This window comes from Streptomyces lucensis JCM 4490, assembly GCF_014650035.1.
Classification (GTDB): domain Bacteria; phylum Actinomycetota; class Actinomycetes; order Streptomycetales; family Streptomycetaceae; genus Streptomyces; species Streptomyces lucensis.
Genome location: NZ_BMUE01000002.1, coordinates 222,969 through 237,688 on the forward strand (window position 1 = coordinate 222,969; position 14,720 = coordinate 237,688).

The 14,720-nt window shown below is 72.1% G+C and carries 13 protein-coding genes; 7 read left to right on the forward strand and 6 right to left on the reverse strand.

Translation table 11 applies throughout. The features are described from left to right. The first annotated feature begins 336 nt into the window (after positions 1-336). Positions 337-567, forward strand: a complete 231-nt coding sequence (locus IE177_RS05200; protein WP_190014153.1) for a hypothetical protein — start codon at positions 337-339, stop codon at positions 565-567. Positions 568-629: 62 nt separating this feature from the next. Here IE177_RS05200 and IE177_RS05205 read toward each other — a convergent pair whose 3' ends face one another. Genes IE177_RS05205 through IE177_RS05220 form a run of 4 tightly spaced genes read right to left on the reverse strand, consistent with a single transcriptional unit; the run spans position 630 to position 6,308 of the window. After that, positions 630-1,790, reverse strand: a complete 1,161-nt coding sequence (locus IE177_RS05205; RefSeq protein ID WP_190013546.1) for an acyl-CoA dehydrogenase family protein — start codon at positions 1,788-1,790, stop codon at positions 630-632. Positions 1,791-1,795: 5 nt separating this feature from the next. After that, positions 1,796-2,734: a hydroxymethylglutaryl-CoA lyase gene (locus IE177_RS05210; RefSeq protein WP_190014084.1), complete on the reverse strand. Its 939-nt coding sequence runs from the start codon at positions 2,732-2,734 to the stop codon at positions 1,796-1,798. A gap of 17 nt (positions 2,735-2,751) precedes the next feature. After that, on the reverse strand, positions 2,752-4,680 hold the full coding sequence (locus tag IE177_RS05215) for an acetyl/propionyl/methylcrotonyl-CoA carboxylase subunit alpha (RefSeq protein WP_190013547.1): 1,929 nt from the start codon (positions 4,678-4,680) through the stop codon (positions 2,752-2,754). A gap of 11 nt (positions 4,681-4,691) precedes the next feature. Next, positions 4,692-6,308, reverse strand: a complete 1,617-nt coding sequence (locus IE177_RS05220) for a carboxyl transferase domain-containing protein (RefSeq protein WP_190013548.1) — start codon at positions 6,306-6,308, stop codon at positions 4,692-4,694. A gap of 96 nt (positions 6,309-6,404) precedes the next feature. Here IE177_RS05220 and IE177_RS05225 point away from each other — a divergent pair, with 96 nt between their 5' ends. The 5 genes from IE177_RS05225 (at position 6,405) to IE177_RS05245 (ending at position 10,515) form a co-directional block, all read left to right on the forward strand. Next, positions 6,405-7,010, forward strand: coding sequence for an SACE_7040 family transcriptional regulator (locus IE177_RS05225; RefSeq protein ID WP_190013549.1), 606 nt, complete (start codon positions 6,405-6,407; stop codon positions 7,008-7,010). Between the two features lie 56 nt (positions 7,011-7,066). Continuing rightward, positions 7,067-7,642: a Uma2 family endonuclease gene (locus IE177_RS05230; protein ID WP_190014086.1), complete on the forward strand. Its 576-nt coding sequence runs from the start codon at positions 7,067-7,069 to the stop codon at positions 7,640-7,642. 117 nt (positions 7,643-7,759) lie between these two features. Next, positions 7,760-8,917, forward strand: a complete 1,158-nt coding sequence (locus IE177_RS05235) for an acyl-CoA dehydrogenase family protein (protein WP_190013550.1) — start codon at positions 7,760-7,762, stop codon at positions 8,915-8,917. Positions 8,918-8,952: 35 nt separating this feature from the next. Continuing rightward, complete coding sequence (gene tesB, locus IE177_RS05240) at positions 8,953-9,819, forward strand: acyl-CoA thioesterase II (protein WP_190013551.1); 867 nt, start codon at positions 8,953-8,955, stop codon at positions 9,817-9,819. Between the two features lie 375 nt (positions 9,820-10,194). Beyond that, positions 10,195-10,515, forward strand: a complete 321-nt coding sequence (locus tag IE177_RS05245; protein ID WP_190014155.1) for a hypothetical protein — start codon at positions 10,195-10,197, stop codon at positions 10,513-10,515. Between the two features lie 72 nt (positions 10,516-10,587). On the opposite strand, the gene IE177_RS05250 is transcribed toward IE177_RS05245, so the two are convergent. After that, positions 10,588-11,376, reverse strand: a complete 789-nt coding sequence (locus tag IE177_RS05250; protein ID WP_190013552.1) for a phosphatase — start codon at positions 11,374-11,376, stop codon at positions 10,588-10,590. 77 nt (positions 11,377-11,453) lie between these two features. Next, positions 11,454-13,025: a PucR family transcriptional regulator gene (locus IE177_RS05255; protein WP_373305026.1), complete on the reverse strand. Its 1,572-nt coding sequence runs from the start codon at positions 13,023-13,025 to the stop codon at positions 11,454-11,456. Between the two features lie 190 nt (positions 13,026-13,215). On the opposite strand from IE177_RS05255, the gene IE177_RS05260 reads away from it, so the two are divergent. Further along, positions 13,216-14,676, forward strand: a complete 1,461-nt coding sequence (locus IE177_RS05260) for a sodium:solute symporter family protein (RefSeq protein WP_190013554.1) — start codon at positions 13,216-13,218, stop codon at positions 14,674-14,676. Positions 14,677-14,720 lie beyond the last annotated feature (44 nt).

Here is a 14,720-nt window from a genome sequence, read left to right on the forward strand (position 1 = left end):
ATGTCCAGAGGGCGGGGCGCCCCGCCCGGGCCCGTGCGGTTCCGCGAGGCCTCGGACTCGACGGTTCGCCGGACAATCCCAGGGCCCACGGGTACGGTTGACACCGCACGGCCGGCACCGCCGGCTGCGACGGGAATGGGTCCGACGTCCCTTTCGGGCGCGAGGGTCGGCCGCAGCCGCCCCCGCGTCAATCACGACAACTGCACACTCGGCCTGTGCGTCGGCAGGGCCTCAGTTGGTCATCCGTATCCCGGGTGGTCGACCTGAGAGACCTGCCCTCCCGCATGTGCCGCACACTCAGCTCGGCCACCCGCCATCCGTGGGAGGAACCCGAGCGTGGATCTGCAGATCATCCTGGCGATTCTGGGCACGGCGGGCGTCGTGTCCGCAGCCCTGTCCGCCCTGCAGGGGCTGCTCGACCAGGTGCCCGGCGTCATCCGCTCGTGGCGCCGCGTCGTGGACGAGGCCCGGCGCACCCGTGCGGACGGCGGGCCGGTGCCGGACGGCCGTCGCTCGTCCGGCACGGCGGACACCCCCGACTCACCCGATGGCGACTCCTCGCCATGACGGGGGCGAGGGGAGTCGGCGTGCGGCCGGCCCGCGCAGGACCGGCCGCGTACGGTCCCGGATCAGCCCACCAGCCCCAGCTCCCGTGCGATCAGCATCCGCTGGACCTCGCTCGTGCCCTCGCCGATCTCCAGGATCTTGGAGTCGCGCCACATGCGGGCCACCGGGTACTCGTTCATGAAGCCGTAGCCGCCGTGCACCTGGGTGGCCTCGCGGGCGTTGTCCACGGCGACGGTGGAGGAGTACAGCTTGGCCATGGCCGCCTCCTTCTTGAAGGGCTCACCGGCCACCAGGCGGTAGGCGGCGTCGCGCCAGGCCAGCCGGGCCGTGTGGGCCTTCATCTCCATGTCGGCGATCTTGAACTGGATCGCCTGGTTGGAGCCGATCGGCCGGCCGAAGGCGTGGCGTTCCCTGGCGTACTTCACCGACTCGTCGACACAGCCCTGCGCCAGACCGGTCGCCAGCGCCGCGATAGCGATGCGGCCCTCGTCCAGGATGCGAAGGAACTGGGCGTAGCCCCGGCCCTCCTCGCCGAGCAGGTTGGCGGCGGGCACCCGGACGTCCTGGAAGGACAGTTCGCGGGTGTCCGAGGCGTTCCAGCCGACCTTGGAGTAGGGGGCCGCCACCGTGAAGCCGGGCGTGCCGGACGGGACGATGATCGCCGAGATCAGCGGCCTGCCGTCCGGCTTGCGGCCGGTGACCGCCGTGACCGTCACCAGGCCGGTGATGTCCGTGCCGGAGTTGGTGATGAAGCACTTGCTGCCGTTGATCACCCATTCGTCCGTGTCCGGGTCCAGGCGGGCCGTCGTGCGGGTCGCGCCCGCGTCGCTGCCGCCGTCCGGCTCGGTCAGGCCGAACGCGCCCAGGATCTCGCCCGCGCACAGGCGGGGCAGCCACTGGCGCTTCTGCTCCTCCGTGCCGAACAGGTGCACCGGCATGGCGCCCAGCGACACTCCGGCCTCCAGGGTGATCGCCACCGACGAGTCCACCCGGGCCAGCTCCTCCAGGGCGATGCCGAGGGCCAGGTAGTCGCCGCCCATGCCGCCGTACTCCTCCGGGAACGGCAGCCCGAACAGGCCCATGCGGCCCATCTCACGGACGATCTCGTACGGGAACTCGTGCCGCTCGTAGAAGTCGCCGATCTTCGGCGCCACGACGTCGTGCGCGAACTCCTCCACCGTACGGCGGAGTTCCTCCAGCTCGGGGCTGAGACGGTGGTCCATGCTGATCACTGATCCTCGTGGGGCTGTGTCGGTTTACCGAGTGCGCGGACGGTGCGGGACGGGCTGGGCCGGCCCAGCTGTTCGGCCATCCACACGCTTGTGGCGGTCAGACGGCCGAGGTCGACCCCGGTCTCGATGCCGAGGCCGTGCAGCATCCAGACGAGGTCCTCGGTGGCGAGGTTGCCGGTGGCGGACCGGGCGTAGGGGCAGCCGCCGAGGCCGCCCGCGGAGGCGTCGACCGTGCTCACCCCGGACTCCAGCGCGGCGAGGGTGTTGGCGAGCGCCTGGCCGTAGGTGTCGTGGAAGTGCACGCCGATGGCGTCCACCGGCACGCCCTCGCCGTCCAGGAGGGACAGCAGCGCACGGACGTGGCCCGGCGTCGCCACGCCGATCGTGTCGCCGAGGCTCAGCTCGTCACAGCCCATGTCCCGCAGGGCCGTGCAGACGCGGGCGACCTGTGTGAGCGGTACGGCGCCCTCCCAGGGGTCGCCGAAGCACATCGAGACGTATCCCCGCACGTGCACGCCCTCGTCCTTCGCGTGCCGCACCACCGGCTCGAACACGGCCAGCGACTCGTCCAGCGTGCGGTTGAGGTTGGCCTTCGCGAAGGACTCGGTGGCACTGGCGAACACGGCGATCCGCCGGGCGCCGAGCGCGAGCGCCCGGTCCAGGCCGCGCCGGTTCGGCACCAGCACCGGCAGCGCCACCCCGGGGAGGTCGCTCACCAGCGGGAACAGCTGCTCGGCGTCGGCCAGCTGGGGCACCCACTTGGGGTGCACGAAGCTCGTCGCCTCGATCGTCGTCAGGCCCGCCCCGGCCAGCCGGCGGACGAACTCCGCCTTGACCTCGGTGGGGACGGCCGTCTTCTCGTTCTGCAGCCCGTCGCGCGCGCCGACCTCGTGGATCCGCACCCGCCGGGGCAGGTTCGGGGCCGGTACGACCATGGGCAGGGCGTCCGTGCTCACTGCGCCGCCTCCTTGGGTGCGATGACGGCCAGCACCTGGTCCATGGCGACCGTCGCGCCCGGGGTCACGTCCAGCTCGGCGACCGTCCCGGCGTGCGGCGCGGAGATGACGTGCTCCATCTTCATCGCCTCCACCACCAGCAGGCTCTGCCCGGCGGTCACCTCGTCGCCGACGGCGACCTTCACCACCGTCACCGTGCCGGGCATCGGCGCGGTCAGCGAGTCGGCGCCCGCGTGGGCCGCGCGGCTCAGGGAGGCGGCCACCGGGTCGTGGTCGCGCACGTGCCAGGCGTCGCCGTCCCGGCCGATCCAGTCACCGCAGCGGTGGAAGGTGTGCCGGACGCCGTCGAGCGTGACGGCCACCCGCCCGGCGGTGACGGCGTGGGTGCCGCGCGGGCTGTACGTCACCGGGTCCTGCACCCGCAGCGGGAAGGCGGGCGCCTTCGGGGTGCCCCCCAGGCGCCAGCCGCTCGGCACCGAGAAGGGGTCGGTCCAGCCCTCGCCGCTCGGCCGCAGCGCCTCCAGGCGCACGGCGGCCGCCGCCTCGTAGACCTCCTCCGGCACGTCCGTGGAGACCAGCGCGTCCACCACCCGCTCCACCAGCCCGGTGTCCAGCTCGCCCGCCACGACGGCCGGGTGGGCCAGCAGCCGGCGCAGGAAGCCCGCGTTGGTCTGCACGCCCAGCGTGACCGTCTCCGCGAGGGCCGCCCGGAGCCTGCGCAGCGCCGTCTCGCGGTCGGGGCCGTGGGCGATCACCTTGGACAGCATCGGGTCGTACAGGCTGCCCACCTCCGTGCCCTCGCTGAGCCCGGAGTCGGTGCGGACGCCGTCGCCCTGGGGCTCGTTCAGCAGCAGCACCGTGCCGCCGGAGGGCAGGAAGCCGCGCGCGGGGTCCTCGGCGCAGATCCGGGCCTCGACCGCGTGCCCGATCAGCCGCACGTCCTCCTGCGCGAACCCCAGCCGCTCCCCGGCCGCCACCCGCAGCTGCCACTCCACCAGGTCGAGGCCGGTGACGAGTTCGGTGACCGGGTGCTCCACCTGGAGACGGGTGTTCATCTCCATGAAGTAGTACTGCGACGGGTCCGAGCCCGGCACGATGAACTCCACCGTGCCCGCGCCCCGGTACCCGCACGAACGGGCCGCCTGTACGGCCGCCTCGCCCATCGACGCGCGCGTGGCCTCGTCGAGGAGCACGCTGGGCGCCTCCTCGATGATCTTCTGGTGGCGCCGCTGGAGGGAGCACTCGCGCTCGCCGAGGTGGACCACGTTGCCGTGGCCGTCGGCCAGCACCTGGATCTCGATGTGCCGGGGCCGGTCGATCCACCGCTCCACCAGCAGCGTGTCGTCGCCGAAGGAGGCGCGGGCCTCGCGGCGGGCGGCGGCGATCTCGTCGGCCAGGTCCCCGGTGTCCCGGACCAGCCGCATGCCCTTGCCGCCGCCGCCGGCGCTCGGCTTCAGCAGCACCGGGACACCGATCTCGCGTGCCGCGTCGGCCAGTTCGGCGTCCGACAGGCCGCTGCCGCTCGATCCGGGCACCACCGGCACCCCGGCCGCCCGCACCGTCTCCTTCGCGCGGATCTTGTCGCCCATGAGGGCGATCGCGTCGGCCGGCGGGCCGATGAAGACCAGTCCCGCCTCCTCGCAGGCCCGCGCGAACCCGGCGTTCTCGGCGAGGAAGCCGTACCCGGGGTGGACGGCCTGGGCGCCGGTGCGGGCGGCGGCCTCCAGCAGCCGCTCCACCGACAGATAGCTCTCGGCCGCGGCCGGCGGCCCGATCCGCACGGCCGTGTCGGCCTCCCGGACGTGCCGCGCGTCGGCGTCGGCGTCGGAGAAGACCGCCACCGAGCGGACGCCCAGCGAGCGGAGCGTACGGATGACGCGAACGGCGATCTCGCCCCGGTTGGCGACCAGTACTGTGTCGAACACGGTTCCCCTCCTCACATCCGGAAGACGCCGAACTGGGGGTCTCCCAGGGGCGCGTTGGCGCAGGCCGTCAGGGCGAGGCCCAGCACCTGACGGGTCTGAAGCGGGTCGATGACGCCGTCGTCCCACAGCCGGGCGGTGGCGTAGTAGGCGCTGCCCTGGCGCTCGTACTGGGCGCGGACCGGCGCCTTGAAGGCCTCCTCCTCCTCGGCCGGCCACTCCTCGCCGCGCGCCTCCAGCTGGTCCCGCTTGACCGTGGCGAGGACGCTGGCGGCCTGCTCGCCGCCCATGACGGAGATCTTGGCGTTCGGCCACATCCACAGGAAGCGGGGGGAGTAGGCCCGGCCGCACATCGAGTAGTTGCCGGCGCCGTACGAACCGCCGACGACGACGGTCAGCTTGGGCACGCGCGTGCACGCCACGGCCGTCACCATCTTGGCGCCGTGCTTGGCGATGCCGCCCGCCTCGTAGTCCTTGCCGACCATGAACCCGGAGATGTTCTGCAGGAACACCAGCGGGATCCCGCGCTGGTCGCACAGCTCGATGAAGTGGGCGCCCTTCTGGGCGGACTCGGCGAACAGGATGCCGTTGTTGGCGACGATCCCCACCGGGTGGCCGTGGACGCGGGCGAAGCCGGTCACCAGGGTCTGGCCGAACTCGGCCTTGAACTCGGAGAACCGCGAGCCGTCGACCACGCGCGCGATGATCTCGCGGACGTCGTAGGGGGTGCGGGAGTCGACGGGGACGGCGCCGTAGATCCCGTAGGGGTCGACCTTGGGCTCGACGGCGGGCACGACCTCCCAGGGCAGGGACCGCCGGGCCGGGAGCGTGGCCACGATGTTGCGGACGATCCTGAGCGCGTGCGCGTCGTCCTCGGCGAGGTGGTCGGTGACCCCCGAGACCCGGGAGTGGACCTCGCCGCCGCCCAGCTCCTCGGCGGTGACGACCTCGCCGGTGGCGGCCTTCACCAGGGGCGGGCCGCCGAGGAAGATCGTGCCCTGGTTGCGGACGATCACGGCCTCGTCGCTCATCGCCGGCACGTACGCGCCGCCCGCGGTGCAGGAACCGAGGACGGCCGCGATCTGCGGGATCCCGGCGCCGGACATGCGGGCCTGGTTGTAGAAGATCCGGCCGAAGTGCTCGCGGTCCGGGAACACCTCGTCCTGCATCGGCAGGAAGGCCCCGCCGGAGTCGACGAGGTAGACGCACGGCAGCCGGTTGTCCAGGGCCACCTCCTGCGCGCGCAGGTGCTTCTTCACCGTCATCGGGTAGTACGTGCCGCCCTTGACGGTGGCGTCGTTCGCGACGATCACGCACTCGCGCCCGCTGACCCGCCCGATCCCGGCGATCACCCCGGCCGCCGGCGCCTGTCCGTCGTACAGCCCGTCGGCCGCGAGGGGGGCCAGCTCGAGGAACGGCGAGCCCGGGTCGAGCAGCGTGTCCACCCTGTCCCGCGGCAGCAGCTTGCCGCGCGCGGTGTGCCGGGCCCTGGCCCTCTCGCCGCCGCCGAGGGCCGCCGCGGCCAGCTTGCCGCGCAGCTCCTCGACGAGGGCGAGGTGGGCCTGTTCATTGGCTCGCCAGGCCTCCGACGCGGGATCTGCCGCGCTCCGGAGCTCCGGTGCCTCCTGCATTCTGCGGTCCCCTCACCCAGTGGTCGTACTGTTAATGAGCGTTAACCATTTCCCTCAGGTTAACGACCGCTAACCGTGCTGTCTAGAATTGGGCGCATGGCCACCAGAACCGACGCCACCACCCGCCGCGAGCAGATCCTCAAGGAGGCCGCCCGGCTGTTCGCCGAGCGCGGCTTCCATGGCGTCGGCGTCGACGAGATAGGCGCCGCGGTCGGCATCAGCGGCCCCGGCCTCTACCGGCACTTCCCCGGCAAGGACGCGATGCTCGCCGAGCTGCTCGTCGGCATCAGCGGCCAGCTGCTGACCGGTGCCAAGCGGCGCCTGGCGGAGGCCGACGGGGACGCCACCGCCCCGGCGGTCCTGGACTCGCTCATCGAGGGCCACATCGACTTCGCCCTCGACGACCGTCCCCTGATCACCCTGCACGACCGCGAGCTGGACCGCCTGCGCGACAGCGACCGCAAGCTGGTGCGGCAGCTCCAGCGGCAGTACGTCGAGCTATGGGTGGAGGTGGTCCGCGAGGTGTACCCGGCCCTGACGGAGGCGGCGGCCCGCTCGGCCGTCCACTCGGTCTTCGGCCTGCTCAACTCCACGCCCCACCTGGGCCGCGCGGGCACGCTGCCGGGCCGCGGCACCACGGCGACCCTGCTCCACCGGATGGCCCGCGGCGCCTTCGCGGCAGCGGGAACGCCCGGAGACTGAGCCCGCCCGGTAGGCCTGCCGGCCGGGCCCCGCCTCAGTACGCTGAGGCCATGGGCATGGATTACGCCAAGATGCGCGCTATCGCCGAGGAGCTCGGTGCCTACGCCGAGCGGCTCGAAGGGGCCTGGAGCGTCGAGATCGGGCCGGCGGGTCCGATACTGGCCATGATGTGCCCCTCGAAGCGGCACGAGGGCACGATCCGCCGCATCTGCAAGCAGCTGGACGAGCAACTGCTCGTCACGCACCCCGGCTACATCTCCGTGAGCGGACCCGAGATCGAGCACCCGGCCCTCGGGCGGATGCGGCTGCCCGATGCGATCGTCATCCCCGAGGCCGTACTCGACGAAGAGGGCATCGCCGTCGACGCGACGCAGGTGCTGGCGGTCGTCGAGATCGTCTCGCCCTCCAACCCGAACAACGACTACGTCGAGAAGCTCGCCGACTACCCGGCCATGGGGATCGCCCACTACCTGATCGTCGACCCGCGCACCGGCACCATCGAGGTGCACTCGGATCCCTGCAGGGGCCGGTACACCGCCAAGGACCCGTACATCTTCGGGGACTCGGTCCCCTTCGGCCCCTGGACGGTGGACACGTCCGCCTTCCGCCGTTACGGCAGGGCCGGGGACTGAGCCGGACGGGTGGGGAAGGTCACCCTGGACGCCTGAACGTACTCACCGGTACCTTGGGATCTGAGCAAGCGCTTAGACATGCCCACATGTCATGCCGAGGTACGTGGAGGTGGCGGCATGCGCCGTACGGTGTTCAACGAGGATCACGAGGCGTTCCGGGAGACCGTTCGCGCCTTCATCGAGGCCGAGGTCGTACCCGTGTACGACGAGTGGTTCGCCGCCGGCCAGGCCCCCCGTGACTTCTACTACAAGCTCGGTGAGCTGGGCATCTTCGGCATCAGCGTGCCCGAGGAGTTCGGCGGCGCCGGCATGGACAGCCACAAGTTCGAGGCCGTCCTCTACGAGGAGACCGCCCGCGCCGGCGTGCAGTTCGGCGGCTCCGGCGTGCACGTGCTGCTCGCCCTGCCGTACATCAAGATGCTGGCCAACGACGAGCAGAAGAAGCGCTACCTGCCGAAGTTCGTCACCGGCGAGGAGATGTGGGCCATCGCGATGACCGAGCCGGGCACCGGCTCCGACCTCGCGGGCATGAAGACCACCGCCAAGCTCTCCGAGGACGGCACGCACTACGTCCTCAACGGCGCCAAGACCTTCATCACCGGCGGCGTCCACGCCGACAAGGTCATCGTCTGCGCCCGTACCTCCGCGCCGACCGCCGAGGACCGCCGGCACGGCATATCCCTGTTCGCCGTCGACACCAAGTCCGAGGGCTACTCCGTCGGCCGCAAGCTCGACAAGCTGGGCCTGCGCACCTCCGACACCGCCGAGCTGGCCTTCGTCGACGTCAAGGTGCCGGTCGAGGACCTGCTCGGCGAGGAGAACAAGGGCTTCTACTACCTCGGCCACAACCTGGCCTCCGAGCGCTGGGGCATCGCCTTCGGCGCCTACGCGCAGGCCAAGGCCGCCGTCCGGTTCGCCAAGCAGTACGTGCAGGAGCGCACCGTCTTCGGCAAGCCGGTCGCCCACTTCCAGAACACCAAGTTCGAGCTGGCCGCCTGCCAGGCCGAGGTCGACGCCGCCGAGGCCGTCGCCGACCGCGCGACCGAGGCCCTGGACGCCGGCGAGCTGACCCCCGCCGAGGCCGCCTCCGCCAAGCTGTTCTGCACCGAGGTCGCCCACCGCGTCATCGACCGCTGCCTCCAGCTGCACGGCGGCTACGGCTACATGAACGAGTACCCGATCGCCCGCCTGTACGCGGACAACCGGGTCAACCGCATCTACGGCGGCACCAGCGAGATCATGAAGACGATCATCGCCAAGGACATGGGTCTGTAAGGCCCCCGCGACGGCCGGCCGGTACAACCGACTCCATGAGCCAGGCACTCCAGGATCTCCTCGATCTGCTCGACCTGGAGCAGATCGAGGAGAACATCTTCCGCGGCCGGTCCCGCTCCGCCGTCGTGCCCCGCGTCTTCGGCGGGCAGGTGGCGGCGCAGGCGCTGGTCGCCGCCGGGCGGACGGTCCCGGCGGACCGGCCCGCCCATTCCCTGCACGCGTACTTCCTGCGCCCCGGCGACCCCGGCGCGCCGATCGTCTACACCGTGGACCGCATCCGTGACGGACGGTCCTTCACCACCCGCCGCGTGGTCGCCGTCCAGCACGGCAAGCCGATCTTCCACCTGTCGGCGTCCTTCCAGGCCTACGAGGAAGGGCTGGACCACCAGACGCCGATGCCGGCCGCGCCCGACCCGGCGGCCCTGCCGACCTCCCAGGAGCGGCTGCGCGGCTACGCCCATCTCGCGCCGGACGTGGTGGAGCGCTTCCTCGAGGCGCGCGAGGCCATCGACCTGCGCTACGTCGACGAGCCGCCGTACGGGAAGTTCGGCGAGCCGCGCGAGCCGCACTCCCAGGTGTGGTTCCGCACCAACGGCAAGCTCGCCGACGACCCGCTGCTGCACATCGTCCTCGCCACCTACGTCTCCGACATGACCCTCCTCGACTCCGTGCTGCTCGCGCACGGCCGCGGCGGCTGGGCCGTCGGCGACGTCGTGGGTGCCTCCCTGGACCACGCGATGTGGTTCCACCGGTCCTTCCGCGCCGACGAGTGGCTCCTGTACGACCAGGAGTCGCCGTCCGCCCACGGTGGCCGGGGCCTCGGCCAGGCCCGCATCTACACCCAGGACGGACGCCTCGCCATCTCCGTCATCCAGGAGGGTGTCGTCCGCGTTCCCCGGTGAGGCCGGCCGGGAGGCTCTACCTACCTGCCCCACATGGGAGTTGACCGGCCCGGAGGGCGCCCTGGGCGTCGTCCGGGCGCCCGGCTCCGGGGCCCGAGAAGTAGTTGCCTGCTCAAAGTGACGTGTGACGCATGGGGGACTAGGCTCTACGAGTGAAAGCCGCAGCGCACGGCATGCCCGGCCGGCGAGGCTCCGGGCCTCTCGGGACTCAGCCGCGGCACCCGGCAGCGCGATCGCGTACGGGTGGGCCGCAGGCGCCGGCAAGGTGACGCACGTCGTGCCGTTCCACAGCCTGCGGTGACACCTGAAGACCGCTCCGCGTCCTTCCGTGTTGCGCGGCGCGGCCATCCACCTCGGGATGGAAGGTAATTTCCCATGCGAGCACAGCGCGCGAGGCGCCTCGTCGCCATGTCCGCCACCGGCCTGCTGCTGGCCGGCGGGGCCGCAGTCGGCGCGGCGGGCACCGCCGCGGCCTCCGGCCACGACGACCACGGCTCCTACAGCCACAGCTGGGGAGACGACGACTACAACGGCAACCACAACGGCCACCACGGCTGGTGGAACGACGACGATGACGACGACTACGGCGGCTACGGCGGCTATGGGGACCACGGCGGCTACGGCGGCCATGGGGACCACGGCGGCTACGGCGGTCACGGCGGCTATGGCGGCCACGGAGGACACGGAGGACACTGAACCGGCAGTCACCTGAACACGATGTGCGGCCCCGCTCGCGCGGAGCCGCACGTCCACCGTGCCGGACACGGCCTAGTCGAGGCCCGCCTCCGCCAGCAGATAGGCCGTCATCGGGTCGTAGTGGCGGGGGCTGACCACGTGGTCGTCGAGCGGCACGACCACCTGCACGGTGCCCTCTGACTCGGCGAGGAACAGCGCGGGGTCGTTGCAGTCGGCGTACCCCATGGAGTCGACGCCGTGCTGCCCCGCGTACCCGGCCCAGCCGTGGTCGGCGACGACCAGGTCCGGCAGCGGACGCCCCTCGCGCTCAAGTCCCGTCAGAATAACCTTCATCGGCTCTCCGGAGTGCGTGTGCCACAGCGACGCCCCGTGCTCCAGCACCGCCACGTCCGCGAACTGCATGACGTACCCCTCCTCCGTCTGCAGCCCGTCCGGGATGACGACGATCTCGCAGCCGGCGGCGCGCAGCGCCCCGGCCGTGGCCCGGTGCACGTCCAGCAGGCCGCCCGGGTGGCCGGTCGCGAACAGCACCCGCTGCTGCCCGTCGGCCGCCTTGCGCAGCCGCGCCGCCATGCGGTCCAGCGCGTCGACGGTCAGCTCGGGGTCGATGGTGTCCTGCCCGTACCGGTGCCCCGGGTCGTCGCTGACGCCCACCCGTTCGGCCATGACCGCGAGCACGTCCTGCTCGTCCGTCCAGCGGTCGCCGAGCTCCAGGCCGAGCCAGTAGTTGCGGACACCGTTGGCGAGCTGACGGTAGTGGGAGAGGTTGTTCTCGCGTGGCGTGGCGACGTCGCCCGCGATACGGGTCCTCACCAGGTGGTCGACGAGCTGGGCGCGGCTGGGTGTCCCGGATATCGGCATGCCCCCCATTGTGGAGCAGCAGGCCACGGGAGTCCTGGGCTTATCGCCCCTGCGACGGGGGTCACCCGCCCGCGCGCTCAGGTGTGCCGCGACGCGAACCACAGCTCCATGCGGACGTCCGGATCGTCCAGGTCGGCGTCCAACAGGGCGGCGCAGCGGCCGATCCGCTGCCGCACCGTGTTGCGGTGCACCCCCAGCGCCACCGCCGTGCGGTCCCAACTGCCGTGCAGGGACAGCCAGGTGCGCAGGGTCTCGGCGAGCGCGGCCTGCCCGGTGAGCGGTGCGAGCAGCGCGCGGGCGTGCGTCTCGGCGTCCGCCGGCGCCACCAGGTCCTTGAGTGCCGGCCGGGCCGTGTGCCGGACCAGCGGGGTGCGGGTCGCGCGGGCCCGGGCGAGGGCGCGGGCCGCCTGGGTGTCGGCGGCAGGCCACTCGTCCGGCTCGACGGCATCGCTCACGCCCAGCGTCCAGCCGGGCTGCGGCTCCGGCCGCCGCCCGGCCGGCACCAGCACCCGTACGACGTCACGGGCGAGGTCGACCAGCGGCGAACCCAGGGCCGCGCCGAGGGCGGAGGCGGCGACCGCGTCCGGTGCCTGGGTCTCCGGCCGCGCGTGCACGACGAGCCACCGGCCGGTGCCGAGCAGGGGGGCCACCTCCCCGGGCGGCGCGCCGAGCAGCAGCCGCACGAGGGCGGAGGACCGGGCGGCGCCGGCCCCGCTCTGGTGCTCACCGGTCAGCAGGGACAGCAGTACGGCGGCGACGGAGGCGATGGTGTGGTCACCGGGGTCGCGCCGGGCCGTGGCCACACCGAGTACGAAGCCCTCGCCGGCGCCGAGGGCGTAGACGGCGAGGTGGGTGGCGCCCAGGGTGTCGGTGGCGGAGCTGGGCAGCGGGCGTGAAGTGCCGGGGGCGGCCGGGGCGGGCGCCCCGCCGGACGAGAGGTCCACCGCCGTCGCGGCCGTAGCCGCCCTCGGCGTCGGGCGCACCACCCCGGCCAGCTCCGCCAGCGCGGCCCGTACGTCGTCCTGCGGGGTTCCCCGGCCCGCCTGAGCGACCTCCGTGCCGTCGGGCCCGTACAGCACGGTGTGCCCGCTCATCCGCTGGGCCAGCTGACGCAGTACCGAGGGCACCGGGTCCGGGCGGGATGCGGCCGCGGCAAGGCTCTGCTGGGCCTCCGTGACCCGGCGCAGTTCCGCGAGGCGGGCCTGCGCCATCAGCTGCCACACCGCGCGCGCCACACCGGAGAACGTGGTCTGCGGCGGGACCTCCAGCAGGGGCAGGCCGTGGGCGTCGCAGGCGGCGACCAGGGCGCGCGGGACGGTGTCGTGCACCGGCGCCACGCCGAAACCGAGGGCCGCGCCGCCCGCCGCCACGATCCGGGACACGTAGCCGTCGAAGTAGGCGGCCAGACCCGTTTCGTCCCGCGGGACGTGCACCCCGGCCGTGAGCAGCAGCTCCCCGCCCAGCAGGTAGGGGTACGGGTCGGCCATCTCCGAGGTGTGCGCCCAGTGGATCGCGATGCCCGGGTCCGTCGGGCCGGCGATCCGGCGCAGAGCGAGATCCTCCCGGGCCAGCAGCGCCTGGAGTGTGACCGGTGGGGTCGGTGGGACCGCTGGTGCGGCCGCTTCCGGCATGGTGTGCGTTCCCTCCATCCGGTACGGCTCGAATGGATGAAACGTACACTTCGCAGTCGCTTTCCGGCCACCTAGTGTCGAGTCAGCACGGCAGCCGCGGGTACGGGCGGATGTCCCCGCGATCCGCTGCCGCAGCTCCTCTCCCGAGGAACGACTCCCACGTCTCTGCACGACACGCCACCGGATTGTGCGCGAAGGAGGGCCCCACATGGCCGTCGACTACACAGTGATCGTCGTCTATCTGGCCGGCATGCTGGCCATGGGCTGGTGGGGCATGCGCCGGGCCAAGTCCAAGAGCGACTTCCTGGTCGCGGGCCGCCGCCTCGGCCCCGCCATGTACTCCGGCACCATGGCCGCGATCGTCCTCGGCGGCGCCTCCACCATCGGCGGTGTGGGCCTCGGCTACCAGTACGGCCTCTCCGGCGCGTGGATGGTCTTCACCATCGGCCTCGGTCTGCTCGCCCTCTCCGTCCTCTTCTCCGCGCGCATCGCCCGCCTGAAGGTCTACACGGTCTCCGAGATGCTGGACCTGCGCTACGGCGGCCGCGCCGGCGTGATCTCCGGCGTGGTCATGTGGGCCTACACCCTCATGCTCGCGGTGACGTCCACCATCGCCTACGCCACGATCTTCGACGTCCTCTTCGACCTGAACCGCACGGTCGCGATCATCCTGGGCGGCTCGATCGTCGTCGCGTACTCCACGCTGGGCGGCATGTGGTCCATCACGCTGACGGACATGGTCCAGTTCGTCGTCAAGACGATCGGCGTGCTGCTCCTGCTCCTGCCCATCGCCGTGGTCAAGGCGGGCGGCTTCTCCGAGATGAAGGCCAAGCTGCCGACCGAGTACTTCGACCCCCTGGGGATCGGCGGCGAGACGATCTTCACCTACGTGCTGATCTACACCTTCGGCATGCTGATCGGCCAGGACATCTGGCAGCGCGTGTTCACCGCCCGCAGCGACAAGACTGCCAAGTGGGGCGGCACCGTGGCCGGAACCTACTGCCTGGCCTATGCCCTCGCCGGCGCGGTGATCGGCACGGCCGCCAAGGTGCTCTACCCGAAGCTGGGCAGCCCCGACGACGCCTTCGCCACCATCGTCAAGGACGAGCTGCCGGTCGGTGTGCGCGGCCTGGTGCTGGCCGCCGCCCTCGCCGCCGTCATGTCGACGTCCTCCGGCGCCCTGATCGCCTGCGCCACCGTCGCCAACAACGACATCTGGTCGCGCCTGCGCGGTGCCGTGCGCCGCGACGGGGACGCGCACGACGAGGTGGCCGGAAACCGCCTCTTCATCCTGGTCATGGGTGTGGCGGTGATCGGCACGGCGATCGCGCTGAACAACGTGGTCGAGGCGCTGACCGTGGCCTACAACCTCCTCGTCGGCGGACTGCTCGTCCCCATCCTCGGCGGCCTGCTGTGGAAGCGCGGCACGGCCCAGGGCGCGCTCGCCTCGGTCGCCGTCGGCGGCCTGGCGGTGATCGGCCTCATGGCGGGCTACGGCATTCTCGCCAACGAGCCCGTCTACTACGGCCTGCTCGCCTCCCTCGCCGCCTACGTCGCCGTGTCCCTGGCGACCAGGCCCACCGACGAGACGGTCCTCGCCGCCTGGCGGGAACGCCTCGCCGGACGGTCCCCCGAACTCGCGTCCGAACCGGTCCCGGCTCACCAGTAGAGTCATAGGGAAAGCAGTACAAGCGCGACAAGGCGCTGGAAAGA

What these genes read in the sequence shown, in the direction of transcription:
- IE177_RS05205 (WP_190013546.1), bottom strand. Translation starts at nt 1,790, where the DNA reads ATGGACCACCGTCTCAGCCCCGAGCTGGAGGAACTCCGCCGTACGGTG.
- IE177_RS05210 (WP_190014084.1), bottom strand. Translation starts at nt 2,734, where the DNA reads ATGGTCGTACCGGCCCCGAACCTGCCCCGGCGGGTGCGGATCCACGAG.
- IE177_RS05220 (WP_190013548.1), bottom strand. Translation starts at nt 6,308, where the DNA reads ATGCAGGAGGCACCGGAGCTCCGGAGCGCGGCAGATCCCGCGTCGGAG.
- IE177_RS05225 (WP_190013549.1), top strand. Translation starts at nt 6,405, where the DNA reads ATGGCCACCAGAACCGACGCCACCACCCGCCGCGAGCAGATCCTCAAG.
- IE177_RS05230 (WP_190014086.1), top strand. Translation starts at nt 7,067, where the DNA reads ATGGATTACGCCAAGATGCGCGCTATCGCCGAGGAGCTCGGTGCCTAC.
- IE177_RS05235 (WP_190013550.1), top strand. Translation starts at nt 7,760, where the DNA reads ATGCGCCGTACGGTGTTCAACGAGGATCACGAGGCGTTCCGGGAGACC.
- tesB (WP_190013551.1), top strand. Translation starts at nt 8,953, where the DNA reads ATGAGCCAGGCACTCCAGGATCTCCTCGATCTGCTCGACCTGGAGCAG.
- IE177_RS05245 (WP_190014155.1), top strand. Translation starts at nt 10,195, where the DNA reads ATGCGAGCACAGCGCGCGAGGCGCCTCGTCGCCATGTCCGCCACCGGC.
- IE177_RS05250 (WP_190013552.1), bottom strand. Translation starts at nt 11,376, where the DNA reads ATGCCGATATCCGGGACACCCAGCCGCGCCCAGCTCGTCGACCACCTG.
- IE177_RS05255 (WP_373305026.1), bottom strand. Translation starts at nt 13,025, where the DNA reads ATGGAGGGAACGCACACCATGCCGGAAGCGGCCGCACCAGCGGTCCCA.
- IE177_RS05260 (WP_190013554.1), top strand. Translation starts at nt 13,216, where the DNA reads ATGGCCGTCGACTACACAGTGATCGTCGTCTATCTGGCCGGCATGCTG.